The organism is Halomonas sp. LC1, assembly GCF_030247125.1.
Lineage (GTDB): Bacteria > Pseudomonadota > Gammaproteobacteria > Pseudomonadales > Halomonadaceae > Vreelandella.
Genome location: NZ_JASSPG010000007.1, coordinates 1 through 22,529, shown reverse-complemented (window position 1 = coordinate 22,529; position 22,529 = coordinate 1). Strand labels below are relative to the sequence as shown.

Annotated in this window: 24 protein-coding genes; 12 read left to right on the top strand and 12 right to left on the bottom strand. The window is 61.3% G+C overall.

Features of this window, described 5'->3' with window-relative positions; genetic code table 11:
• Window positions 1–5 precede the first annotated feature (5 nt).
• The 3 genes from QIT27_RS12115 to QIT27_RS12105 all read left to right on the top strand — a co-directional run bounded on the left by QIT27_RS12115 (window position 6) and on the right by QIT27_RS12105 (window position 2,349).
• Window positions 6–449 (top strand): universal stress protein, encoded by a 444-nt coding sequence (locus QIT27_RS12115; protein ID WP_159343529.1) that lies wholly within the window; start codon window positions 6–8, stop codon window positions 447–449.
• 148 nt (window positions 450–597) lie between these two features.
• The gene (gene bamJ / locus QIT27_RS12110) at window positions 598–1,278 is read left to right on the top strand and encodes a BamJ family beta-barrel-assembly machinery protein (RefSeq protein WP_159343528.1); all 681 of its coding nucleotides are present in this window, start codon (window positions 598–600) and stop codon (window positions 1,276–1,278) included.
• Window positions 1,279–1,281: 3 nt separating this feature from the next.
• The gene (locus QIT27_RS12105) at window positions 1,282–2,349 is read left to right on the top strand and encodes an alpha/beta hydrolase family protein (protein WP_285263974.1); all 1,068 of its coding nucleotides are present in this window, start codon (window positions 1,282–1,284) and stop codon (window positions 2,347–2,349) included.
• Between the two features lie 43 nt (window positions 2,350–2,392).
• Here QIT27_RS12105 and QIT27_RS12100 read toward each other — a convergent pair whose 3' ends face one another.
• The gene (locus QIT27_RS12100) at window positions 2,393–2,995 is read right to left on the bottom strand and encodes an SCO family protein (RefSeq protein WP_253018621.1); all 603 of its coding nucleotides are present in this window, start codon (window positions 2,993–2,995) and stop codon (window positions 2,393–2,395) included.
• A gap of 4 nt (window positions 2,996–2,999) precedes the next feature.
• The gene (locus QIT27_RS12095) at window positions 3,000–3,503 is read right to left on the bottom strand and encodes a hypothetical protein (protein WP_285263973.1); all 504 of its coding nucleotides are present in this window, start codon (window positions 3,501–3,503) and stop codon (window positions 3,000–3,002) included.
• 121 nt (window positions 3,504–3,624) lie between these two features.
• Here QIT27_RS12095 and QIT27_RS12090 point away from each other — a divergent pair, with 121 nt between their 5' ends.
• Together QIT27_RS12090 and QIT27_RS12085 are read left to right on the top strand one after the other, a co-directional pair.
• On the top strand, window positions 3,625–4,539 hold the full coding sequence (locus tag QIT27_RS12090; protein WP_253018617.1) for an AEC family transporter: 915 nt from the start codon (window positions 3,625–3,627) through the stop codon (window positions 4,537–4,539).
• Between the two features lie 255 nt (window positions 4,540–4,794).
• On the top strand, window positions 4,795–5,397 hold the full coding sequence (locus QIT27_RS12085; RefSeq protein ID WP_285263972.1) for a glutathione S-transferase family protein: 603 nt from the start codon (window positions 4,795–4,797) through the stop codon (window positions 5,395–5,397).
• A gap of 3 nt (window positions 5,398–5,400) precedes the next feature.
• On the opposite strand, the gene trmB is transcribed toward QIT27_RS12085, so the two are convergent.
• Genes trmB through thiS form a run of 3 tightly spaced genes read right to left on the bottom strand, consistent with a single transcriptional unit; the run spans window position 5,401 to window position 7,206 of the window.
• A complete protein-coding gene (trmB, locus tag QIT27_RS12080) occupies window positions 5,401–6,150 on the bottom strand; it encodes a tRNA (guanosine(46)-N7)-methyltransferase TrmB (RefSeq protein ID WP_285263971.1) in 750 nt (249 codons plus the stop codon).
• 12 nt (window positions 6,151–6,162) lie between these two features.
• Window positions 6,163–6,957, bottom strand: a complete 795-nt coding sequence (locus QIT27_RS12075) for a thiazole synthase (protein WP_044629869.1) — start codon at window positions 6,955–6,957, stop codon at window positions 6,163–6,165.
• Window positions 6,958–6,984: 27 nt separating this feature from the next.
• Window positions 6,985–7,206 carry a sulfur carrier protein ThiS gene (gene thiS / locus QIT27_RS12070; RefSeq protein WP_285263970.1) on the bottom strand — a complete coding sequence of 74 codons (222 nt, stop codon included), beginning with the start codon at window positions 7,204–7,206 and terminating at the stop codon, window positions 6,985–6,987.
• 142 nt (window positions 7,207–7,348) lie between these two features.
• On the opposite strand from thiS, the gene QIT27_RS12065 reads away from it, so the two are divergent.
• Entirely contained in the window at window positions 7,349–7,729 is a 381-nt protein-coding gene (locus QIT27_RS12065) for a DUF423 domain-containing protein (protein ID WP_253018611.1), read from the top strand.
• A 6-nt stretch (window positions 7,730–7,735) separates the two neighbouring features.
• Here the strand turns inward: QIT27_RS12065 and QIT27_RS12060 are convergent, their stop codons facing one another.
• Window positions 7,736–8,491, bottom strand: a complete 756-nt coding sequence (locus QIT27_RS12060; protein ID WP_285263969.1) for a MauE/DoxX family redox-associated membrane protein — start codon at window positions 8,489–8,491, stop codon at window positions 7,736–7,738.
• A 165-nt stretch (window positions 8,492–8,656) separates the two neighbouring features.
• Between QIT27_RS12060 and QIT27_RS12055 the strand changes: the two genes are divergently transcribed.
• On the top strand, window positions 8,657–9,097 hold the full coding sequence (locus QIT27_RS12055; RefSeq protein ID WP_285263968.1) for a DUF411 domain-containing protein: 441 nt from the start codon (window positions 8,657–8,659) through the stop codon (window positions 9,095–9,097).
• On the opposite strand, the gene QIT27_RS12050 is transcribed toward QIT27_RS12055, so the two are convergent.
• The 3 genes from QIT27_RS12050 to QIT27_RS12040 all read right to left on the bottom strand — a co-directional run bounded on the left by QIT27_RS12050 (window position 9,084) and on the right by QIT27_RS12040 (window position 13,267).
• Window positions 9,084–11,588, bottom strand: a complete 2,505-nt coding sequence (locus QIT27_RS12050; RefSeq protein ID WP_285263967.1) for an EAL domain-containing protein — start codon at window positions 11,586–11,588, stop codon at window positions 9,084–9,086. The two genes, QIT27_RS12055 and QIT27_RS12050, sit on opposite strands and share 14 nt — an antisense overlap.
• Before the next feature lie 90 nt (window positions 11,589–11,678).
• Window positions 11,679–12,272: a nucleotidyltransferase family protein gene (locus QIT27_RS12045; RefSeq protein ID WP_285263966.1), complete on the bottom strand. Its 594-nt coding sequence runs from the start codon at window positions 12,270–12,272 to the stop codon at window positions 11,679–11,681.
• A gap of 5 nt (window positions 12,273–12,277) precedes the next feature.
• Window positions 12,278–13,267 (bottom strand): XdhC family protein, encoded by a 990-nt coding sequence (locus QIT27_RS12040; RefSeq protein ID WP_285263965.1) that lies wholly within the window; start codon window positions 13,265–13,267, stop codon window positions 12,278–12,280.
• Between the two features lie 168 nt (window positions 13,268–13,435).
• Here QIT27_RS12040 and QIT27_RS12035 point away from each other — a divergent pair, with 168 nt between their 5' ends.
• The 3 genes from QIT27_RS12035 to paoC are packed head-to-tail and all read left to right on the top strand — an operon-like array spanning window position 13,436 to window position 17,136.
• Window positions 13,436–14,002 carry a 2Fe-2S iron-sulfur cluster-binding protein gene (locus QIT27_RS12035; RefSeq protein ID WP_285263964.1) on the top strand — a complete coding sequence of 189 codons (567 nt, stop codon included), beginning with the start codon at window positions 13,436–13,438 and terminating at the stop codon, window positions 14,000–14,002.
• On the top strand, window positions 13,999–14,949 hold the full coding sequence (locus tag QIT27_RS12030) for an FAD binding domain-containing protein (RefSeq protein ID WP_285263963.1): 951 nt from the start codon (window positions 13,999–14,001) through the stop codon (window positions 14,947–14,949). Before QIT27_RS12035 ends, QIT27_RS12030 begins: the two co-directional genes overlap by 4 nt.
• 3 nt (window positions 14,950–14,952) lie before the next feature.
• The gene (paoC, locus tag QIT27_RS12025) at window positions 14,953–17,136 is read left to right on the top strand and encodes an aldehyde oxidoreductase molybdenum-binding subunit PaoC (RefSeq protein WP_285263962.1); all 2,184 of its coding nucleotides are present in this window, start codon (window positions 14,953–14,955) and stop codon (window positions 17,134–17,136) included.
• Window positions 17,137–17,173: 37 nt separating this feature from the next.
• On the opposite strand, the gene QIT27_RS12020 is transcribed toward paoC, so the two are convergent.
• Both QIT27_RS12020 and QIT27_RS12015 read right to left on the bottom strand, forming a co-directional pair.
• Window positions 17,174–17,590, bottom strand: coding sequence for a PaaI family thioesterase (locus QIT27_RS12020; protein WP_285263961.1), 417 nt, complete (start codon window positions 17,588–17,590; stop codon window positions 17,174–17,176).
• Window positions 17,591–17,883: 293 nt separating this feature from the next.
• Complete coding sequence (locus tag QIT27_RS12015; protein ID WP_285263960.1) at window positions 17,884–20,058, bottom strand: malate synthase G; 2,175 nt, start codon at window positions 20,056–20,058, stop codon at window positions 17,884–17,886.
• Between the two features lie 219 nt (window positions 20,059–20,277).
• Between QIT27_RS12015 and QIT27_RS12010 the strand changes: the two genes are divergently transcribed.
• Window positions 20,278–21,270 (top strand): alpha/beta hydrolase, encoded by a 993-nt coding sequence (locus QIT27_RS12010; RefSeq protein ID WP_285263959.1) that lies wholly within the window; start codon window positions 20,278–20,280, stop codon window positions 21,268–21,270.
• Window positions 21,267–21,854, top strand: coding sequence for an NADPH-dependent FMN reductase (locus QIT27_RS12005; RefSeq protein WP_253018591.1), 588 nt, complete (start codon window positions 21,267–21,269; stop codon window positions 21,852–21,854). Before QIT27_RS12010 ends, QIT27_RS12005 begins: the two co-directional genes overlap by 4 nt.
• Before the next feature lie 10 nt (window positions 21,855–21,864).
• Here the strand turns inward: QIT27_RS12005 and QIT27_RS12000 are convergent.
• On the bottom strand, window positions 21,865–22,529 hold a 665-nt coding region (locus QIT27_RS12000), incomplete at its 5' end, for an ATP-binding protein (protein ID WP_285263958.1).

The window sequence follows — 22,529 nt, the reverse complement described above, 5'->3', positions numbered from 1 at the left end:
CGCGGATGTTCAATCGCATTCTGATTCCCGTCGATGGCTCCAAGGGGGCCATCAAAGCGCTCGAAAAAGCCGTTGGTCTGCACATGCTTACCGGGGCCGAGCTCTACCTGCTGTGCGTGTTCAAACACCACAGCCTGTTGGAAGCGTCGCTCTCCATGGTGCGTCCCAACCGTCTGGATATTCCTGATGACGCGCTCAAAGAGTACGCCACCGAGATTGCCGTGCACGCCAAGTCTCATGCCATCGAGCTGGGCGCCGACAGCGTTCGCGTGCGGGCTTTTGTCAAAGGCGGACGTCCCTCCCGCACCATCGTGCGCTTTGCTCGTAAGCGGGAGTGCGATCTGATCGTGATTGGCGCACAGGGAACCAACGGGGAAAAGAATTTGCTGCTGGGCAGCGTTTCCCAACGCGTGGCCGGGGCCGCGCATTGCCCGACGTTAGTGGTCTAATGTGAGGCCATCAGGCTAAACCTCTACGCAACCGCGTGGTCCGAAGAGCACCCGTCGTTTCAGGTAATGCAGCCTGAGGCGGCGGGTGTTAGTCTTTGAGGCACCCAAAAACATTTGGCGCGCTGCGCCGCTGGATAAGGTTTTTTCCATGAAAGCATTACTCTCTTCTACCGCGCTCACTGGCCTGCTGCTGGTGGCGCCGTTTGCCGCCGCCGCTCCGGAAACCGACGAGCAGCGCTTGGCGTATAGCCTGGGCGTGACCCTGGGCGAAAGCATGCAGGCAGACATCGACGATCTCGATCTGGATGCGTTCACCGATGGTATGCGCGATGTCTTTGATGGCAACGAGCTAGCGATGAACGAAGAAGAGATGATGGAAGCGCTGATGGCCTTCCAAGAGCGTTCGATGGAAGCACGCGAGCAGGAGGCCGCCGAGCTGGCCCAGTCGAACCTGGAAGAGGGACAAGACTTCCTGGCCGACAATGCCGAGCGTGACGAGGTCGAAGTGACCGAGTCGGGCCTGCAGTACGAAGTGATCGAATCCGGTGACGGCGCCACACCAGGGCCCGAAGACACCGTCGAAGTGAACTACGAAGGCATGCTGCTGGATGGCACCGTGTTCGATAGCTCCTTCGAGCGTGGCGAGTCGGTGAGCTTCCAGGTCAACCAGGTGATCGAAGGCTGGCAAGAAGCGCTGCAGCTCATGAGCGTGGGTGATAGCTGGATGCTCTACATTCCGGCGGATCTCGCCTACGGCGAACGCGGTCAGGGTCCGATCGGCCCGAACGAAATGCTGACCTTCCGCGTCGAACTACTAGGCATCGAATAAGCCATGGGCATGGCCGTTCGTCAGCGCCGCTGGATGGCGGCGCTTATCGTCTTGGGTAGCAGCGCTGCCCATGCCCAAGAAGAGACGCCTGGCTTACCTGCGCTGGCGGCAGCGAGCGATCAGGCGAGCGTGGTGGGCGTCTCCTCAGGGGGCTACATGGCCACTCAGCTCGCGGTAGCGTGGCCCGAGCGTTTTAGCGGGTTGGGTGTCCTGGCGGCTGGACCGTGGGGCTGTGCGCAGGGGGCATTAAGTACGGCCCTCAATCAGTGCATGATGACCCGACGTGGCTTGCCGTCTTTGGACGAGCTGGCGCAGCGCCGCGAGCGCTACGCAGAGATGGAGCAGGTAGGCAGCCAAGAGGCGCTTCGCCAGCTTCGCGCCTTCGTGTGGCATGGCGCGTCAGACGAAACGATCTCGCCTGCGCTGGGCGATCTGCTCGCACAGCAGTGGCAGCGCTGGCTAGCGGACCCGGAGCAGCAGCTACGTTTCGTTCAGCGGGACAACACCGGACACGGCTGGCCAGTGGCAATGCCCAACGACGCGTCCCTCGACCCGCAGTCGCTGGGCGACTGCCATAACGGCGGCGCTAGCCACCTGCTGGCCTGCGGCGACGACGTGGCGGGGGAGATGCAGGCGTGGCTTTATCCCGAGCGCGAGGCGAACGCCAGCGAAGGTGAGCTGTTGGCCTTTGACCAGTCTGACTTCGCAGTGAAGGGCTTTGCCGATACGGGCTATCTGTTCGTGCCCGAGGCGTGTGAAGCGGGCGGCTGCCCGGTTACCGTGGCGCTGCACGGTTGCCAGATGAACGCAGAGACTATTGGGGATACGTTCGTGCGTTACAGCGGTTTGAACCGCTGGGCGGCGGAACATGCCCAGGTGGTGCTGTATCCACAGGCGGAGAGCAGTATGGCCAATCCGCAAGCGTGCTGGGACTGGTGGGGGTTCGCGGAGAGTACGTGGCAGATCAATCCGCTACACGATACCCGCGATGGCACCCAGGCGCAGGCGCTGATGGCCATGTTGGACCGCCTGCAGGCCGATCAGACGAGCGAAACGTCCTCAGACCGCTAAGGTATCCAGCCACGGCGCCACGGTCGTTTGAAGGACGGTTTCGTCACGATGAGCCGCTAAGCTCGCTCTCCAACGCCGAAACTAACCCGTGTGGCGTTGGGGAGTAGAGCACCCGCTGCAGGATCTCCCCATCGCGGTTGACCAAAAACAGCGACGCACTGTGGTCGATGGTATACGCCATGGCCGACTCTGGTGCGTCGACCCGCCGCCAAATCACCCCGTAGCGCTCAGCGACATCGGTCAGCTGTGCTTGGCTACCCACCAAGCCAATGAACTCTTCGCCGAAGAACTGCATATACTCGCTCATCCGGTCGAGCGTATCGCGTTCTGGATCTACCGTAATCATGACAGGCACCACCCGTTCACGCTGGGTATCGCTCAATTGCGCCAGGGCCTGGCGTTTGACCGCCTGGTTCATGGGGCAGACATCAGGGCAGTAGGTGTAACCGAAGGAGACGATGGCAATCTCGTCGTCGCCGAGCTGAGCCAGGGAGAAGTCGCCTTGTGTCGACGGCATGGCGATGGGGCCGCCTGTCGGTTCGTCGGGATCCTCACCCGCGCGGAGTTGGTACATGCCAACGCTTGCCACGACCAGTAGAAGGGCAAGTAGGGCGATGCCTAGCCACAGTGGCTTGCGTATTGCCATGTGCTTAACTCCTTGTCACGTCGAAATCGAACCAGCTACCCAGCTTACCGTCCGGCGTTTCCAGAATGACCCGCGCCCGCCAAGGCATGACGGCTTGCGTACACACGCCGACTTGCCCCTGACCGTGAAAGTGGCCCGGCGCCGTGGCGGTGAGCGCGAACCGGTTGAGCCCCATGTCCATGCCGCGACCCACAAAATCGACCGTCACTTGGTTAGGGGCTACGCCCTCTACCTCGACATCCAGCGGCAGCACTTCCAGTGCCTCGATGCGGCCGTCGGTATCGATAGCTAGCGTGAGATGGCCTTTGTCGCCCAGCGTTACCGAACAGGGCGTTTGATGCAAATTGCATTCACCGCTGGGGGAGAACCACACGATATCGCTATCGTCGCGCAGCCAGTTAGCAAAGACGTACCACGTGCATGCGGCCAGCGCGAGGCCAGTCACCAGGATAAGCACTTTGAGCGCTGGAAAACCCGTCACCTCGACAGGTTTAAGCAAATTCTTCATGGCAGAATAGTCGCTACGCAGGCCATAAGGCGGGAAATTTGTTTCATGGTATGCAATTCATGGTAACAGCTATCCCGCAGATGTCGCTGTGCTGGGATGTCGCACTTGATAAGGAATAACAATGGAGAGCATTACCGGAGCGTTAGGGCCGCTGTTTTTATTGATTTTATTGGGCGCCGCCTTGGGAGCGGGCCGCTGGCCGAGCGTCGAATTTTGGGCGCAGATGGAGCGGCTGATCTATTTCGTGCTGTTCCCGGCCATGCTGATCGGCACGCTGGCAACGGCCGACGTGAGCCAAGTGCCCGTCGGTCGATTAGCGCTGGCGCTGCTGGGAGCGATGGTGCTGTTTGGCCTGCTGCTGTGGCATTTTCGCGCCTGGTTGGCACTCGACGCGCCGGCGTTCACCTCGGTGTTTCAAGGGGCCGTGCGTTTCAACACGTACGTGGGCGTGGCAGGGGCGGCGGCGCTGCATGGCTCGTTGGGGGCCACCACGGCAGCGGTGGCCGTGGCGCTCATGGTGCCTGTGGTGAACGTCATGTGCGTGGCCAGTTTCGTGGCGGCGGGCACGTTGGGTAGCGCAAGTCTGGGTAAGAGCGCGTTGGCATTGGCGAAAAATCCGCTCATTTTGGCGTGTCTGGCCGGTATTGGGCTGAATCTTAGCGGTATTGGCCTGCCTGGATGGAGCGAGGCGACCGTCTCGCTGCTGGGGCGCGCAGCCCTGCCGCTGGGCCTAGTGGCTGTGGGCGTGGCGCTCAGGCCCATGGCGCTGCTGCGTCTTGACCGTGGCGTGATCGCCACAAACGCGATCAAGCTGCTGCTGATGCCCGCCTTGGTCCTGCTGTTGGCGTGGCTACTGAGGCTCGACCCCGTGAGCCGAGACGTCGCGCTGCTGTTTGCCGCGCTGCCCACGGCGACCTCGGCCTACATTCTTGCCCGCCAGTTGGGAGGCGATGCGGAATTAATGGCAGCCATCATTACCGGACAAACGCTGCTCGCCATGCTGACGCTGCCGTTGTGGCTCCAGCTCATCAGTTGATCTAAAAAATAAATAAAAAGTATTCGCATTTGTGTTGACGGGGTAAATGAGAATGATTATATTGTGATGGTCAGCGTTTGATGAGACGCTGGCAACCACGACAGAAACCGCCAGTTTCCTGTCATGGTTTCTCCCTCTCATTGCTAGTCACGGTCTTTTGCCGCTCCCCCATGGAGCGGCTTTCTTTTTTTGGGGCTCCTGTAGTGTCTTCCCGTGATTTACGATACGGATTCATGACCTCGATGGGAGACCACTATGCAGCTCTACCTCAATACTTCTTCCCCCTACGCTCGTGTGGTACGGATCTGCCTGTATGAAAAAGGGCTGATGGCACACACTGAGCTTTGCTGGTGCGACCCCTGGGCGGCGGATAGCGAGCTTTTAAAGATTACCCCGCTGAGTCGTATTCCGACGCTGGTGACGGAAGGCGGCGAGGTGCTGACCGAATCGCTGCTGATTGCCCACTATCTGGATGCCGTGGGCGAAGGCGCGAAGCTGCTACCAACGGATGGTTTAGCGGAAAACCTGGCGCTGGCGGGGTTAGGGCAGGGCTTGATGGAGGCGGCGTTCAACGTGGTGATTGGCCGCAAGCATGGCGGGCCAGACGTGGATGAGACGCTGTTAGGAAGCCGACGGTTAAAAGCGATTGAGCGCACGCTGGTGACGCTGGAAGCGCACCCTAGCGTGCTGGCCGGTCATACCCAGCGCACGCTAGGGGCAATTGTGGTCGCTGTCGCCTTGGCGTACCTCAGCTTTCGCTTACCGGCCTTTGAGTGGCCGAACCGCTTTCCACGGCTGCAGGCGTGGTTTGCCAAGGTGGCCGAGTGCGACAGCTTTGCACTCACGGCGTTTGAGTAAGCGTTACGCTTCCCGCCGGTAAATCAGATCCCACACGCCGTGGCCAAGCTTTTCGCCGCGGGCCTCAAACTTGGTGAGCGGGCGGAAGGCCGGGCGGGGCACGTAAGGCGCGGTCTCGGCGGTGGCGGTGTTGGCGTAGCCGGGGGCGGCTTCCATCACTTCCGCCATCCACTCGGCGTAGGCTTCCCAGTCGGTGGCCATGTGGAACGTGCCGCCGGGCTTGAGGCGTGTGCGAATCAGCTCCACGAACGCAGGCTGCACGATGCGCCGCTTATGGTGCTTCTTCTTCGGCCACGGGTCGGGGAAGAACAGCTGCAGCGTGGTCAGCGAGCCTTCGGGCAGGCACTGCTCCAGTACCGCCAGGGCGTCTTCACGGTAAACGCGCAGGTTGGTCAGGCCGCGTTTATCCACCTCATCGAGCAGTTTACCAACGCCGGGGGCGTGCACTTCGATGCCGATAAAGTCGGTATCCGGGTGGGTTTCGGCCTGCTCGATCAGCGAGTTACCCATGCCAAAGCCAATTTCCACCACGCGGGGGGCGTGGCGGCCAAACAGGGCGTCTAAATCCTGGCGACCATCGGCAATGGTCAGCCCCAGGCGCGGCCATACGTCTTCCAGGCCGCGTTGTTGGGCTTGGGTCATGCGCCCGGCGCGAATCACATAGCTTTTAATGCCGCGGCGGTGCAGCGGCGCATCGGCACTTTCGGGGCCAGTGGTGTTGCTCTCGGGCGCGGTGTCGTTCGTATCGGTCATGGTGTCTCTGTATCAGCCGTTGATTCGGCCTGCAAAAGGCGAAGAGGGGTCGGCGCTTTGGCGGCGCGGCATGCGGCCTGCCAAGAACGCATCGCGGCCAGCCTCGACGGCGAGCTTCATGGCGTTGGCCATGCGCAGCGGGTCGCGGGCGTGGGCAATGGCGCTGTTGAGCAGCACGCCGTCGCAGCCAAGCTCCATGGCCATGGCGGCATCGGAGGCCGTGCCAATGCCTGCATCCACCAGAACCGGCACGCTGCTCTGTTCCACGATGAGGCGAACGTTATGCGGGTTTTGAATGCCGTGGCCCGAGCCAATCAATGAGCCCAGCGGCATGATGGCGCAGCAGCCCATGGCTTCCAGTTCGCGTGCCACAATCGGGTCATCGCTGGTGTACACCATCACGTCGAAACCGTCGGCCAGCAGGGTCTCGGCCGCTTTGAGCGTCTCGACCACGTTGGGATAGAGCGTATGGTCATCGCCGAGCACTTCCAGCTTGACGAGGTTGTGGCCATCCAGCAGTTCGCGGGCCAAGCGGCAGGTGCGCACGGCATCTTTGGCGTTGTAGCAGCCAGCGGTATTGGGCAGCAGGGTGTACTGCTTGGGCGAGATGACGTCGAGCAGGTTCGGCGCATCGGCATCTTGGCCAAGGTTGGTGCGGCGTACGGCAAAGGTGACGATTTCGGCACCGCTCTGGGCAATGGCCGCACCGGTTTCGGTAAAGTCTTTGTACTTGCCGGTACCCACTAACAGGCGGGAGCTAAAATCACGTCCGGCAATGGTGAACGGTGTATCAGTCAGTTGCGTCATAGCGATTCCTTGAAAAAGCACCGGCAGCTAGCCGCCGCCAATGGCGTGGACCACTTCGATCTGGTCGCCTGCGGCCAGCGGGGTCGCGGCCAGTTGGCTCTTGGGCACAATCTGTTCGTTGATTTCGACAGCGATACGACGCCCGCCCAGGCCAAGTTGCTCGACCAAGTCGGCAGCGGTGAGGCCAGAGGTCATGGCGTAGGGTTCGCCGTTGAGCGTAAGCTGTATCGACTCATTGGGGGTAGACATAAACAGTAAGCACCCTGGTGGATGAGGCAAAACGGCCTCTATTGTAGCGGTTTCGACCCGTGCAAGGTATGCAGCGGGGTGAATATCTCAATGATTAACGGGGTGGCGATGCGCCGCCAACATAGGTGAAAAGGAGTCAGGCGTGCAGCGAATCGACAAGCTATGGTGGTGTGTGGTGGCGCTTTTAGGGGCAACCATGGTGATGCTGGGGGCTTACGCCGCCCACGGGTTAGCGGCACGCACCAGCGCTGCGATGGTGGATATCGTGGAAACCGGCGTGCGCTACCAAGCGTGGCACACGCTGGCTATGCTGGCGGTGCTGGCTTGGCGTAGCCACCGTCCGCTCCCCGGTCAGCAGGTCGTACTGGCGCTATGGACGTTAGGCGTACTGGCCTTTGCCGGTTCGCTCTACCTGATGGCGCTGGCCGGGTTGAGCGTAGGTATCGTGACGCCGATTGGCGGGCTGCTGCTGATGGCCGGCTGGCTGGCCCTGGGCGTCACGGCGCTGCTAAGCCGCTCTTAATCGACGCTAGCCCAGCAGTAGGCGCAGCGGCATCCACAGGCCCATGCCGATCATCACCAGGTTTTCGGTGAGCGACACAAAGCCGAGCGGTACGTTGCTATTGCCACCCACGCAGGCGCACTTGAGTTCGCGCTTGTCGATGTAAACCGCTTTGAACACCGATACCGCGCCCACGGTGCCGACGAACAGTGCCAGCGGTGCGGCTACCCAAATCAGCGTGCCCGCCAGCATCAACAGCCCGGCGGCGGTTTCGGCGTAGGGATAAACGTAGCTATAGGGCACGTAGCGCTGGGCGAGCAGGTCGTAGTTGAGAAACATGGTGCTGAAGCTTTCGATGTCCTGCAGCTTCTGCAGGCCCAGCAGCACCATCGCGGTTGCCACGGCAAACTCTGGCATGCGCGCCGTGAGCAGCGTGCCCTCGGTTGCCCAGCTCATCGCCAGGCCTATCAATAGCGCGACGGCAAAAATGGCCAGCACCGGGCGGTAGGTAGTCTCTTTGGCATTGGGAACGCTCATACCCAAGTGTTCGCGCACGTCTTCGTAGCCGCCAATCCGCTCGCCATCGATATATACCTGCGGCGTGGTATCGACATCTTCCTGTGCCTTGAATGCGTCGACGTCGTCACGGCTGGTGAGAGTATGGTCATCCACCGCGTAGCCTTTGCGTTTGAGCAAGTCGACGGTCTTCAAGCCGAACGGGCACATGTGCTCGGCGGTTTTCATCCGATACACCTGTGCGGTGTGGTGGGTCGTTGCTGCCATGGTTAGCCTCCTTGTCGTCTTGCGATCAACGTCCACCCTTTAGCGTAGAACCCAGTGCCGCCCATAGGTCAAATAACCGGGCTGATGATGCTGCAGCGGGCTTGACCTATGGGTAACCCCTAGGTTGTAAGCTTTACAACAGAGACCATTTAACAGGAGATACATATGAAACGTAACGCCACGGCGCTCTTGGTATCCGGTGCACTGATGTTTGGTGCCGCAACAGCCCAAGCGGCGCTGCCGGATGAGGCGACTCTGTATAAGAACCCTCAATGTGGCTGCTGCGATGAGTATGCGCGTCATCTTGAAGAACTTGGCGTAGACGTCACCATCATCGATGACGTCGAGCTGGGTGATATTAAGCAGCAGGCGGGCGTGCCTTACGGCATGGGCTCCTGCCACACCATCGAGATAGGCAACTACTGGATCGAAGGGCACGTGCCGATGGAGGCGGTTGAGGCACTGTTTGACCAGCAGCCTGAGGTCGATGGCATCGGCTTAGCCGGTATGCCGATTGGCACACCGGGCATGCCTGGGCCCCAGAGCGAGCCTTATCACGTGTATATGTTCAGCAATCAAGACGCCCAGCCGTTCATGACGCTGTAGGAGAAGAGGCACCATTGCGTCGCGTAAACGCTGCTGCGGGTGCTGGCTTGCCAAAGTAGTAGCCCTGATACACATGGCACCCTAAGCGCGCCAGCACCGTACACTGATCGTTGGTTTCCACGCCCTCGGCAATCACGTCTAGCCCCAGGCTCTCTGCCAGGGCGATGATGGTGGCGGCTATCGGCGTCGCCTGCATGTCCAGGGTCAAATCTTTGACGAAGGCAATGTCGATTTTGAGCGTGTCCAGCGGCAGCGATTTGAGATACGCCAGCGACGAATAGCCGGTGCCAAAATCATCCAGCGCAAAGCGAATGCCCAGTTGCCGCAGTCGGCGCATCTTGTCGATGGTGCCTTCCGGGTCGCTCATCAGCAGCGATTCGGTAAGCTCCAGCGTCAAACGCTCAGGCGGGGCGCCGGTCGCGCGCAGCGTGGTGGTGACCTGCTCGACAAAATCGGGCTGCTGGAACTGACGCACGCTCACGTTGAGCGAGAGCTTTAAATGGCGCAGGCGTGGGTCGTGCTGCCACTCGCCGAGCAGACGGCAGCCCTCTTTTAACACCCAAGCGCCCAGGGGCAAAATGAGTCCGGTTTGCTCGGCGATGGGAATAAAGCGCCCCGGTGAGATCATCCCCTGCTGTGGGTGGTGCCAGCGCACCAGGGCTTCGGCACCGATGACGTCGTGGTGCGTATCTACCTGGGCTTGAAGATGCAGGCTAAGCGCACCGCTATTGATCGCCAGGCGCAGCTCACGCTCCAGCGTAATATCTTCTTCGAGTTTCTGCTCCAGCTCCGAACAGAAGCGCTTGGGCACACCGTCTCGCTGGCGCTTGGCTTCCAACAGTGCCAGCCCGGCGCGTTTGAACAGCTGCCCGACGCTCTCAATCTCACGAGGGCAAAAAATCAGCATGCCCACGTTGATGTTGCAAGGGTAGGTGTGCCCGTGAAGCTGATAATCGGCCACCAGCGTCGCCAGTACCTGCTCGATATGCTGGTACGCCCGCCGTTCGGCGGTGGCTTGATCCGTGGCAGTGAACGTGGACAACAGCGCAAATTCATTACCGTCCAAGCGGGCTGCCATCACCTCCTGTCCGGCCTGCTGCTGCAAGCGGCTGCCGAGCTGTCGTAACAGCTCGTCGCCGATATCCTGGCCCATACTGTCGTTCAGCACTTTGAAACGGTTGACGTCCAACAGCGCTAGCACCGAGTAGTGGCCCTGATGACGGCTATCCTGCAGGTGTGTCGTCAAATACTCCTGAAGTGCCAAGCGGTTTGGCAAGCCGGTGAGCATGTCATGGTAAGCCAGATAGCGAATCCGCTGCTGCGCGTTTTGCTCGTCGGTGCGGTCGCTGATCAGGGCCACGTAATCCCGATCTTTACTGTGGGCATAGTTCACGCGGCTGATGCTGAGCCATGCCGGGTACTCATCGCCATTCGTGCGCAGCGCCGTGATCATGCCGCTCCACTCCCCTTCTGCCACCAGTGCGTGGTGAATGGTGGGGGTGAGCGTCTGGCTATCTTTGGCGTAGGGCACTTGGGTGATATCGGCATCGACGAGCTGCGCGTGGGTCATGCCCGTCAGTTTCTCAAAGGCGCCGTTACACAGCCGAATGCGGGCGCTATCATCGAACAGCACCACGCCATCCTGAAGAGCGGCAATCACTTCCAGTAGACGCCGTTGCGTCATATGGCCGTGGCGCTCGCTGTCTTCCAGGCGGCGCTGGATTTTAATCGCCAGCACCGTCAGCACCGTCAGCAGCGCGGCAAAAACGGCTGCCCCGCTGATCACAAAAATAAGCCACTGGGAGCCCTCTATGTGGGCGTGCTCGGCGGCATCGCTCATGGGCACGAACCAGGCAGCCTGCATGGCCACGTAGTGCATGCCACTGACGGCGAGCGAAATACACAGCGCAGATATGAACGCGTACCGCTGATAGCGCGCTTTGCCGTTTTCAAGACGGCATAAGCGGTAAGCATAGGCACTCAAAATGCCCAGCCCAACGGCAACGACCAACGAGGCTAAAAATAGATCCAGCGCATAGTAGAGCGTGGCGGGCATACGCATGGCGGCCATGCCGCTATAGTGCATCACGCCAATCCCCAGCCCCAGGCTCGTGCCCGCGAGAATCAGCGTGCGGTGCGAGAGCTTCTCGCGACAGAGCAGCGTCATGGCCACCAAGCTACCGACGATGGCGGGCACAACGGAAAGCAGTGTTAATAGATGGCCGTGGCTAACGTGAAACGCCAGCCGGTAGGCGTGCATGCCGACGAAATGCATGCTCCAGACGCCCGCGCCCATTACGCTGGCCCCCGCGGCGAGCCAAGTGCTGCGCCAGAGCGACGACGAGGTGCTCCCGACGAGACGAATAATTTCCAAGCTGGCATAAGATGCCGCCAGAGCAACTAGCCAGGAGAGTATCACCAGGAGAACATCGTGCTTTCCTTGCAAAGCACTCAGCGCCTGCGGATCCAGTAATAGGTTGGGCAGTAACATTCATCGATCGCTGTGTGGCAGTGGCATGCACACACTACTCTATAATGTTTATTAAATGGTTTCTTTGATAATCGAATGAGCGCTTAAACGCTAAAAGCAGGCAAGCGCGTCTGGCGTATCGATATCGAACAGAGTGCCCGCGTCGTCGACGTCATGCGTATGGTAGTGGGATGGGTGGCGCTGAATCAGCGACTTAGCGCCCGTTTCGCCTCGTAAATGCGCTAGTTCCGGCCAAAAAGCCCGGCCAAACAGCACCGGGTGGCCGGGCTGCCCGCCGTAGCGCGGTCGCCAGATGGTATCGCGGGTGGCCTGCTGCTGCAGTGCTCGCAGCGTCGCGGGGTGAATACGCGGCATATCGCCTAGCAGTACCGCCACCGCCTTGCTGTCGTTCAGGCGGCAATCACCGCCTAGCGCCGCCACCGCTTCGGCCAAACTGACGCCCAGCCCCAGGTGCGCTTGGCGCAGCCGAATCAGCGGCGTGCTGGCAGCCAAGCCAAGCTGAAACGCGTCGTCCTCCTCACGAATCGCGACCCGTACCTGGCTAAACGCCTGCTCGGTGCGCGCAACGGTGGTGGCCAACAGCGTTCGGCCATCGGCAAGACGCTCCTGGCGCTTATCGGCCTCGCCATAGCGCCGCGAGTAGCCTGCCGCCATTATCAGGGCGACGACGTGGTTAGCGCTCATGGCGATTAAAGCTCATCCACGGCCTTACCGTGCTGCACCCGTACGATATCCGCCATCACTGCTAGGGCGATTTCCGCCGGGGTTTTACTGCCCAGCGCCAGGCCAATGGGCATATGCAGGCGCTTCACCTGCGCTTGGGTGAGCCCGCCGGAGCGTATCAGCCGCTCTGCTCGGGCGGTGGAGGTGCGTTGAGAGCCCATTACGCCAATGTAGAACGCGGGGGTGCGTACGGCTTCCATCATGGCTAAGTCATCGATGCGCGGGTCATGAGTGAGCGCCACCACTGCCGTCGCCCCATGGCAAGCGCCGGAGGCGATGTATTGGGACGGCAGCTGTGCCTTGACCAACGCGCCGGGCACGGAGAACTGCGCGCAGGCGGTGGCGTCTGGGTCGCATACGATCACCTCGAACCCGAGCGTGACGGCAAAGGCCGCGCAAGGGGCGGTAATGGCGGAGATGCCCGCAATAATTAACCGCCTGGCGGGGGCAACGCGCAGGTAGATGCGCTCGGATTCCCCCTGCACCTGCTCACGGTAAACTCGCGGGCCAAGCGAGGCATCCTCGTGAAAGCCAACGCGCCCGCTGGGGAGGTCGACATGGCGCACCAGTGGCTGCTGGCCGTCTAGCGTCGCCAGCAGCGTAGTGAGATGCGCTTCGGTGGCTTGGGTGGCGGGCAGGCGCTCAATCAGCACTTCTAGGATACCGCCGCAGGGCAGCGTTACGTTAGCCCCTTGAACGTCGTCCGGGTCGCCATAGCGGATGACCGTCACCGGGCGCTCAAACGCCCCCTCTTTGACGCGCTGGAGAAAGTCCTCCTCCACACAGCCCCCGGACAGCGAACCAATGGCCTCTCCCGCTTTGTTCACCACCATCCAGGAACCCGGCTCGCGAGGAGAGGAGCCAAAGGTCGCCAGCACCGTGCAGAGCCAAAAAGGGCGGCCCTGCTGGCACCACGCCAGGGCGTTTTCAATCACCTGTCGATCCAAGTGTTGCATCAATGTCGCGTCCTTTCGTGAGTCACCCTGCCCGCTTAGCGCGGGTCGTTGCGCTAAGCGTAGCGCAGCCGCTTGGCACGCGTCAGGTCGCTGCCGCCGATTTATGTCTATGCTGAAGGGGCGAGACCGTCGATAAGCAACAGCAATGAGCAGGGAAGGCACCGATTTATGAACGCTTCAAATAGCGCTGAACAGCGCCGCGATCAGGCACCGCAAGAAGTGCCGCGCTCAACCGTGACGCTGGTGGTGAATGGCACCCAGCACACCCTGACACTTGATAACCGCACCACGCTGCTGGATACCCTGCGGGAACATCTAGCGCTCACCGGCTCCAAAAAAGGCTGCGACCACGGCCAGTGTGGCGCCTGCACCGTGTCGGTGAATGGCGAACGCATCAACGCGTGTCTCACCCTGGCAGTGATGCACGAAGGTGACGAGATCACCACCATCGAAGGCGTGGGCACGGTAGAGCAGCTAGACCCCATGCAGCAGGCGTTCGTGGATAACGATGCCTTTCAATGCGGCTACTGCACGCCGGGGCAGATCTGTTCGGCCAACGCCGTACTGCAGGAGATCGCCGCCAATATTCCCAGCCATGTCACGGCGGATCTCACCGCGCCTATCGAGATCACCGATGCCGAGATTCGCGAGCGGATGTCGGGCAACCTCTGCCGCTGCGGCGCTTACGCCAACATCCTCAAGGCCATTACCCAGGTTGCCAAGGAGCGCGCATGAGAGCCTTTTCCTACGAGCGGGCGGCTAGCCCCGCCGAAGCAGCGGCCCGCGCGGCCGAGGTGCCGGGCGCTAAATTCATTGCTGGCGGCACCAACCTGCTGGATTTAATGAAGCACGAGATCGAAACCCCGCTGCACCTGATCGATGTGCGCGGCACGGGGTTGAACGCCATTACGGCTACGGAAGAAGGCGGCCTGCGCGTGGGGGCGATGGTCAGCAATAGCACCCTGGCGGCCGACCCACGCGTGCGTGAAGCCTATGGCGTGTTGAGCCGGGCGCTGGTGGCGGGGGCATCTGGCCAGCTGCGCAACAAAGCCACCACCGGCGGTAACCTGCTGCAGCGCACGCGCTGTCCCTATTTTTACGACACCGCCATGCCCTGCAATAAGCGCTCACCGGGCGCTGGCTGCGCGGCGCTGGGAAAAGGCGCGACCACTCGGCAGCTCGGCGTGATTGGTACCTCTGATGCGTGCATTGCCACGCACCCCTCCGATATGGCGGTGGCGCTACAAGCGCTGGATGCCCGCGTGGAAACCATTACCCCCGAGGGCGAGACCCGCAGTCTAACACTGGATGCGTTCTATCAGCTGCCCGGCGATACCCCCGAGGTAGAAAATGTCCTGGCCAAGGGCGAGATGATTACCGGGGTGGTGCTGCCCGCGCCGATGGAAGGGCGCCATGCCTACCTCAAGGTGCGCGACCGCTCTTCGTACGCCTTTGCGCTGGTCTCAGTGGCGCTGATTCACGCACCGGACGGCACGGGGCGTGTGGCGCTGGGCGGCGTGGCCCCACGGCCCTGGCGGCGCGATGCGGCGGATGCCGCGCTGCCCCAAGGCGCAGCCGCAGTGATGGCTGAGCTGCTGGATGGTGCCCGCCCGACTGAAGAGAACGCCTACAAGCTGACCCTGGCAGAGCGAACGCTCGCCGCGCTGCTGGCCGAGGAGTAACCGATGGATTTCAATCAATCGACCGACGATAACCTGTTTGACCGCGCCCGTATTGTCGGCAAGCCCCATGCGCGCATCGATGGTGCGCTCAAAGTGACCGGCCAAGCCCCCTATGCCTACGAGCGCCATGACGTAGCGGCCCACCAGCTAGTGGGCTACCCGCTATGTGCCACCATCGCCAAAGGGCGCATTACCCATATGGATGCCACGGCTGCCCGCGCCGCGTCTGGGGTGGCCGCGGTGGTCACCACCCTAGATATAGAACCGCTGGCGCAAGCCAAAAGCAACGTGGCGCGCCTGTTTGGTGGCGATACGGTTGCCCACTACCATCAGGCCATTGCCGTGGTGGTGGCCGACACTTTAGAGCAGGCGCGAAGTGCTGCCTCTCTGATTGACGTGCGCTACCAAGAAGAGCAAGGCGTATTTGATTTAGACGCCGCCTGGGAGCAGCAAACACCCGACGAGCCACTCTCTGATGTGGGCGATGTGGATGCGGCCTTTAAAAACGCAGCGGTAACGCTGGATGAAGTCTACCGCACGGCCTCCCAAAGCCACGCGATGATGGAGCCTCACGCCTCCATCGTGGATTGGTCGGATGGCGGACAAATGACGGTCTGGACCTCCAACCAGATGATTGCCTGGACCCGCAAAGCGCTGGCCACCACCTTTGCGATTGACCTCGAGACCATTCGTCTAGAGAGCCCCTATGTGGGCGGCGGCTTTGGCGGCAAGCTCTGGCTGCGGGCAGATACCGTGCTGGCCGCGCTCGGCTCTCGGGCGGCTGGGCGGCCGGTTAAGCTCGCGCTACCGCGCCCTCTGGTGTTCAACAACGCCACCCACCGCTCCGGCACTGTTCAGCGCCTGCGTATCGCCGCCGATGCCGAGGGCAGGATTACCGCCTTCGACCACTCGGCGTTTTCCCATACGCTGCCCGGCGGCAGCGGTGAGAACCCGGTCAACCAAACCCGCGCCTTTTACGCCGGTGCAAGCCGCCGCGTGGCTCATACGGCTATCGAGATGGACCTTCCCGAGTCGGCGGATATGCGCGCCCCCGGCGAAGCCTCCGGCCTTGCCGCGTTGGAAATCGCCATGGACGAAATGGCCGAGAAGCTGGGCATGGATCCGGTAGAATTTCGCATCCTCAACGACACCCAAGTCGATCCGGAAGACCCCAGCAAACCGTTTAGCGACCGCCACTACGTAGAGTGCCTGCAAAAAGGGGCCGAGGCGTTTGGCTGGAAGGCGCGCAACCGCACCCCAGGCGGCCAGCGGGAAGGGCAGTGGCTGATCGGCCACGGCATGGCAGGGGCTTATCGCGGCGCGCCCACCATGGATTCCGGCGCCCGGGTGCGTTTGCAGGCTGGGCGCTTGGTGGTCGAGACCGATATGACCGATATCGGCACCGGTTCGTACACGATTATTGCTCAAACCGCCGCGGAAGCCATGGGGTTGACGCTAGAGGACGTGGAGGTACGGCTGGGCAACAGCGACTACCCGGTCTCGTCGGGTTCCGGCGGGCAGTTTGGTGCCGCCAGCGCCACCGCCGGTGTTTACGCGGCCTGCCTGAAGATACAAGAGGAGATTGCCCAGCGCCTTGGTATGAACTCGCCGCGGTTTGAACAGGGCCGGGTGATCGCAGGCACCACGGAGGTAGCGCTTGCGGAGGTGGCTGATGGCGAAGAGCTGGTCGCAGAAGACACCATCCACTTTGGCGACTTCAAAGACACGCTGCAAATCGGCACCTTCGCCGCGCACTTTGTTGAAGTGGCCGTACACGCCCATACCGGCGAAACCCGTGTGCGCCGTATGCTGGCGGTGTGCGACGCAGGGCGCATTCTCAACCCGGTCACGGCGCGCAGCCAGGTGATTGGGGGGATGACTATGGGCGTGGGCAGTGCCTTGATGGAGGGACTCACCCCCGATGTGGAGCGCGGCTTTTTCGTCAACCACGACCTCGCCAGTTACGAGGTGGCGGTGCATGCGGACATTCCGGAGCAGGAGGTGATTTTTTTGGACACCACCGACGCCGCCTCGACGCCGCTCAAAGCCAAGGGCGTGGGGGAGCTGGGCATCTGTGGCGTGGCGGCGGCCGTGGCGAATGCGATCTATAACGCCACTGGCATCCGCGTACGAGACTACCCGATGACGCTGGATCGACTGATCGACCAGCTCCCCAAAGTGAGTTGAGCGCGTTAAGGCGTGAACGACCGCGCTGTTTGGCAGCCTAGGGTTTATCCGGCAGCGCATAGCTAGCGGTGACATGCACCACGGGGCGCGTGTCATCGCTGGCGGAAAAGATTTGCACTTCGCCCACCGCCAAGCGTCGGCCCAGCTTGATCAGCTTGGCGTGGGCAATAATGTCGTGGTCGCCGGAGGCTGCGCGTAGAAAGTGGCAGTTTAAATCGCTGGTCACGGCCATCGCTTCGGGGCCTATTTGGGCCAGTATCGCCACGTACAGCGCTACATCGGCAAAGCCCATCATGGTGGGGCCGGAAACGCGAGGGCCAGGGCGCAGATGCTCATGGCCAATGCTTAGCCGCATGGTGGCGCACCTCTCTCCAACGCTCACTATCTTGCCCATTCGCTGGGGAAAGACCTCATCCAGGAAGTGCTCAATCTGCTCGGCGGTCATCACGGTCATTGTTGTTATTCACTCTGACAGGCTGGGAATCTGCTGCCAGTAGGCCGCCGAGAGGGTGCTGTGAACCCGTCCCTGGGCGCTACTTATGCCACTGACCGCCATGGATGGCGGGAATGCCGTGATTGCAAGGAAGCATTTCACGGCCCTGGCATAAGACCCTCTCGGCAACCTACTGCCAGCGCATCAAATTGTCGCGTAGCTTGCTGTGTTTCTTTTACGTTAACGTAAGTCAGCATAAATAAAAAAGCCCCAAGGCGCGAGCCTTGGGGCTGGGGGCTATTAAGCGATAGGGCTTACTTAGCCTTGTGTACCTGACGCCATGCGTGCAGGAGCGGCTCGGTGTAGCCAGACGGCTGTACGCGGCCCTTGAACACCAGGTCAGAGGCGGCTTTGAACGCGGTAGAGCTTTCAAAGTCGGCGCTCATGGCGGTGTACGTGGGGTCGCCGGCGTTCTGCTCATCAACCACTTTCGCCATGCGCTTGAGGGTTTCCTCAACGCGGGGCGCATCGACGATGCCATGATGCAGCCAGTTGGCAATGTGCTGGCTGGAGATACGCAGCGTGGCGCGGTCTTCCATTAGGCCAACGTTGTGAATATCCGGCACCTTGGAGCAGCCTACACCGTGTTCCACCCAGCGCACCACGTAACCCAGAATGCCCTGGCAGTTGTTATCCAGCTCTTGCTGAATCTCTTCCTCTGACCAGTTGGCGTTTTCCGCCACCGGCACGCTCAGCAGGTCGTCCAGGAAGTCCGGCTCGCCTTGGGCCTCCAGCTCGCGCTGAACGTCGGCCACGTTCACCTGATGGTAGTGCAGGGCGTGCAGGGCAGCAGCGGTGGGGGAAGGTACCCACGCAGTGTTGGCACCGGCTTTCGGGTGACCAATCTTCTGCTCCAGCATGTTGTGCATTAGGTCTGGCATGGCCCACATGCCTTTACCAATCTGGGCGCGGCCGCGCAGGCCACAGGCCAAACCGACCTGCACGTTGTTTTTCTCGTAGGCGGTGATCCACGCAGCACTCTTCATATCGCCTTTGCGAACCATCGGGCCTGCTTCCATGGCGGTGTGCATCTCATCGCCGGTGCGGTCCAGGAAGCCGGTGTTGATGAAGACCACGCGAGAGGTCGCTTCGGCAATACACGCTTTGAGGTTCACCGTGGTGCGACGCTCTTCGTCCATGATGCCCATTTTCAGGGTGTCACGGCTCATGCCCAGGATGTCTTCGACGCGGCCAAACAGTTCGTTGGCGAAGGCGACTTCTTTCGGGCCGTGCATCTTCGGCTTGACGATATACACCGAGCCTGCGCGGGAGTTGCGCGGCTGGTCGGCGTCTTTCTTCAGGTCGTGTAGGGCCAGCAGCGAGGTGACCACCGCGTCCAGAATGCCTTCCGGCAGCTCGTTGCCGTTCTCGTCCAGCACCGCAGGCGTGGTCATCAGGTGGCCCACGTTGCGCACGAACATCAGCGAGCGGCCCGGCAGTGTGACGGTGTTGCCGTCAGTGGTTTGCCAAGTGCGGTCGGCGTGCAGCTTACGGGTGAAGGTTTTGCCGCCTTTTTCGATGGTCTCTTCCAGGTCGCCCTTCATCAGGCCGAGCCAGTTGCTGTACACACCGACTTTGTCTTCAGAATCCACCGCCGCGACGGAGTCTTCGCAGTCCATGATGGCGGTCAGCGCGGCTTCAACCACGACGTCTTTGACGTGCGCCGGATCGGTTTTGCCGATGGGGTGGTTGGCATCGACCTGGATCTCCAGGTGCAGACCGTTGTTGGCCAGCAGAATCGATTCGGGAGCGGAGGCGTCGCCGTTAAAGCCAATCAGTTTGCCAGCGTCTTTCAGGCCGGTTTCACGACCGCCTTCCAGGCTGACGACCAAGTGGCCGTCGCGGATGGCGTACTTCACGGCATCCCGGTGAGAGCCAGTGGCCAGCGGGGCGGCACGGTCCAGCACGCCACGGGCGTAAGCGATGACTTTTTCGCCGCGTTTCGGGTTGAAGCTGGTGCCTTTTTCCGCGCCGTCCTCTTCGGAGATGGCGTCGGTGCCATACAGCGCGTCGTACAGGCTGCCCCAGCGGGCGTTGGCCGCGTTCAGGGCGTAGCGGGCGTTGCTCACCGGTACCACCAACTGCGGGCCTGCTTGCGTGGCGACTTCGCGGTCAACATTGGCCGTGGTGGCTTTCACGCTATTCGGCGCGTCTACCAAATAGCCCGCTTCTTTCAGGAAGCTGCGGTAGGCGGGCATGTCGCTGACCGGGCCGGGGTTCTCACGGTGCCAAGCGTCCAGCTTCTCTTGCAGCGTGTCGCGCTCTTCGAGCAGCTGGCGGTTTTTCGGGGTCAAATCGTGAAACAGAGCATCGACACCGGCCCAGAAGGCGCTTTCGTCGACGCCGGTGCCTGGCAGAGCCTGCTCGTTGATGAAACGATCTAGGTCGGCTGCCACCTGTAAACGGTGACGCGTGATACGCTCGTTCATGGGGTTCTCCTGTGAAGGTGCCCGTGGTTGATTAGAGTGCCACGGTCAGGGTAAATGGTGATTTATGGAAAATACTTCCACACCTGCGCGGGCATGTAAACAGCGTAGACCCTAAAGCGGTAAAATGCTCGACCAAATGATAAGAGCGGGCGCCACCGCCGCTGTTATTTTGTGCTGTTACTCAGCCCATGGAAGTGTGGTGTTCACGGAGAGACGTTGATGCATAATTTCCAACACTTGGAAGGTCTGTTTCGGCAGGCGCAAGGTGAGACATCGCTCTCCCGTTTGACCCCGGGCGATGCGCTCACGGAAGCTGTGCATGACTACTTTCGCCACTACGGCTTAGAGACGCTGCTCAACGACACCAGCGAAGTGCACGCCGGGTTTATTGATACCGGGCGGTTCGCGCTGTGGTGCCAAGTGTGGAGCCCGCCTGCGCCCACCGGCACCGCGTTTGTGATTCACGGCTACTTTGACCATTTAGGCCTGTATCGCCACCTACTCAGCTGCCTGCTGGCGAAAGGCTGGCGCGTGGTGCTCTGGGATTTGCCGGGTCACGGGCTCTCCAGCGGCCCTCGGGCGGAAATCGAAGATTTCGACGATTACCAGCACTGCCTGGCACACCTCCAGGAGACGCTGCAAACCTTAGACATGGCGCCAACACCGTGGCTAGGCGTGGGCCAAAGCACTGGCGCGGCGATTCTCGCCACCGATGCGCTCACCCGCCGCGACACGGCCGGCTGGGCAGGCATTGTGCTGTTGGCACCGCTGGTGCGCCCCTGGCGCTGGAGCCAGGCCAGCTGGCTGCATTTAATTGCCAGCCCCTTTGTAAAAGAGCTGCCGCGCAAGTATCGCCCCAACTCCACCGATGAGCAGTTCACCGCCTTTCTACGCGACCAGGACCCGCTACAGCCAGAACGCTTAAGCGTGGCCTGGATCACCGCCATGCGCCGCTGGATGCCGCGCCTATTGGCGCTTGCGCCCAACCCGCTGCCCACGCTCATTCTGCAAGGCGAGCAGGACCTGACCGTGGACTGGGAGTGGAACCTTGCCATTCTGGCGGAAAAATTCCCCAACGCGGAGATTCACCGCCACCCGGAAGCGCGCCACCACTTGGTGAACGAAGCCGAGCCGATTCGTCAAGTGCTGTTCGAAGCGCTCGACCACTTTGTCGACAACGTGCATGAAACCCCATCAAAGGAGAAACCATGACCACCCCCACATCCCCAAAAGTCCTGGTGTTTGCGGGTAGCGCCCGGGAAGGTTCGCTCAATAAACGCCTCGCAAAATACGCCGCCCAGCGCATCGAGGCGTTAGGCGGCAAGGCCACGTTTATCGATTTAAAAGAGTATCCCTGTCCGCTGTTCGATGAAGATATCGAAGCGCAGGGGATGCCGGAGAACGTGCTGAAACTGCGTGAGATCTTGGCGGACCACCAGGCGCTAATGATCGCTTCGCCGGAGTACAACGGCTTTATCACGCCGCTGCTGAAAAATACCCTGGACTGGCTTTCACGCCCCTACGGGGACACGCCGGGCTTGGGGCTCTTTGCCGGTAAGTGGGCGGCGCTCGTAGCCGCTTCCCCCGGTGGCTTGGGCGGCATTCGCGCGCTACCGCTAGGCCAGCAGTTACTGGCTAACTTGAGCCTCACCGTGCTGCCCCAGCCGCTGTCGCTCCCCAAAGCAGGCAGCGCTTTTAACGACAGCGGCGCGCTGAACGACGAGGCCACAGGCCAAAAGCTGGATGCGCTGTGCCAACGCTTAGTCGACTCTCTCGCGGCGACACATGCCAAATGACGAAGGGGGCTTATGCCCCCTTCAACAGTCGGTCCAACTGCCGGTAGCCGATGGCTTCGATAAAGTGCGGCTGGGAGGGTTTGGGCTCACCCTGCAGGTCGGCCAGCGTGAGGGCAACGCGTAGCACGCGGTGGTAGGCGCGGGCGGAGAGCTTGAGCTTTTCCAGCACGCTTGCCAGCCAGGCGCGCTCTTCATCATTGAGGGCGCAGGCGGCTTCCAGCGCTTTACCGCTGAGCTGGCTGTTGAGCGCGCCCCGGGTCATTTGCCGCTCCCGAGCCGCCATCACCCGCTCGCGCACCGCGCTGGAGGGTTCGCCCTGAGTTTGTGCGGTGAGCTGCTCTGGTGGCAGCGCGGGCACTTCCACTTGCAGGTCAATACGATCCAACAGCGGGCCAGAGAGCCGTGCCTGATAGCGCTGAATTTGGCTGGCGCTGCACTGGCAGCGTTGGCGTGGGTCGCCCAGGTGCCCGCAGGGGCAAGGGTTCATCGCGGCAACGAGCTGAAATTGAGCAGGGTACCGCCGTTCATGGCTGGCGCGAGACAGATGTATCTCCCCTGTTTCCAGCGGTTGACGTAATACTTCCAAAACGTTGCGGGAAAACTCCGGCAGCTCATCCAAAAACAGCACGCCGTGGTGCGCTAATGAAATTTCACCCGGTTTGGGTTTTGAGCCGC

Coding starts and splice junctions, on each gene's coding strand:
- QIT27_RS12075 (WP_044629869.1), bottom strand. CDS start 6,957: ATGACGCAACTGACTGATACACCGTTCACCATTGCCGGACGTGATTTT.
- QIT27_RS12060 (WP_285263969.1), bottom strand. CDS start 8,491: ATGGCAGCAACGACCCACCACACCGCACAGGTGTATCGGATGAAAACC.
- QIT27_RS12055 (WP_285263968.1), top strand. CDS start 8,657: ATGAAACGTAACGCCACGGCGCTCTTGGTATCCGGTGCACTGATGTTT.
- QIT27_RS12005 (WP_253018591.1), top strand. CDS start 21,267: ATGACCACCCCCACATCCCCAAAAGTCCTGGTGTTTGCGGGTAGCGCC.
- paoC (WP_285263962.1), top strand. CDS start 14,953: ATGGATTTCAATCAATCGACCGACGATAACCTGTTTGACCGCGCCCGT.
- QIT27_RS12015 (WP_285263960.1), bottom strand. CDS start 20,058: ATGAACGAGCGTATCACGCGTCACCGTTTACAGGTGGCAGCCGACCTA.
- QIT27_RS12090 (WP_253018617.1), top strand. CDS start 3,625: ATGGAGAGCATTACCGGAGCGTTAGGGCCGCTGTTTTTATTGATTTTA.
- QIT27_RS12085 (WP_285263972.1), top strand. CDS start 4,795: ATGCAGCTCTACCTCAATACTTCTTCCCCCTACGCTCGTGTGGTACGG.
- QIT27_RS12115 (WP_159343529.1), top strand. CDS start 6: ATGTTCAATCGCATTCTGATTCCCGTCGATGGCTCCAAGGGGGCCATC.
- QIT27_RS12030 (WP_285263963.1), top strand. CDS start 13,999: ATGAGAGCCTTTTCCTACGAGCGGGCGGCTAGCCCCGCCGAAGCAGCG.
- QIT27_RS12105 (WP_285263974.1), top strand. CDS start 1,282: ATGGGCATGGCCGTTCGTCAGCGCCGCTGGATGGCGGCGCTTATCGTC.
- QIT27_RS12050 (WP_285263967.1), bottom strand. CDS start 11,588: ATGTTACTGCCCAACCTATTACTGGATCCGCAGGCGCTGAGTGCTTTG.
- QIT27_RS12095 (WP_285263973.1), bottom strand. CDS start 3,503: ATGAAGAATTTGCTTAAACCTGTCGAGGTGACGGGTTTTCCAGCGCTC.
- thiS (WP_285263970.1), bottom strand. CDS start 7,206: ATGTCTACCCCCAATGAGTCGATACAGCTTACGCTCAACGGCGAACCC.
- QIT27_RS12020 (WP_285263961.1), bottom strand. CDS start 17,590: ATGACCGTGATGACCGCCGAGCAGATTGAGCACTTCCTGGATGAGGTC.
- QIT27_RS12010 (WP_285263959.1), top strand. CDS start 20,278: ATGCATAATTTCCAACACTTGGAAGGTCTGTTTCGGCAGGCGCAAGGT.
- bamJ (WP_159343528.1), top strand. CDS start 598: ATGAAAGCATTACTCTCTTCTACCGCGCTCACTGGCCTGCTGCTGGTG.
- QIT27_RS12045 (WP_285263966.1), bottom strand. CDS start 12,272: ATGAGCGCTAACCACGTCGTCGCCCTGATAATGGCGGCAGGCTACTCG.
- QIT27_RS12035 (WP_285263964.1), top strand. CDS start 13,436: ATGAACGCTTCAAATAGCGCTGAACAGCGCCGCGATCAGGCACCGCAA.
- trmB (WP_285263971.1), bottom strand. CDS start 6,150: ATGACCGATACGAACGACACCGCGCCCGAGAGCAACACCACTGGCCCC.
- QIT27_RS12100 (WP_253018621.1), bottom strand. CDS start 2,995: ATGGCAATACGCAAGCCACTGTGGCTAGGCATCGCCCTACTTGCCCTT.
- QIT27_RS12040 (WP_285263965.1), bottom strand. CDS start 13,267: ATGCAACACTTGGATCGACAGGTGATTGAAAACGCCCTGGCGTGGTGC.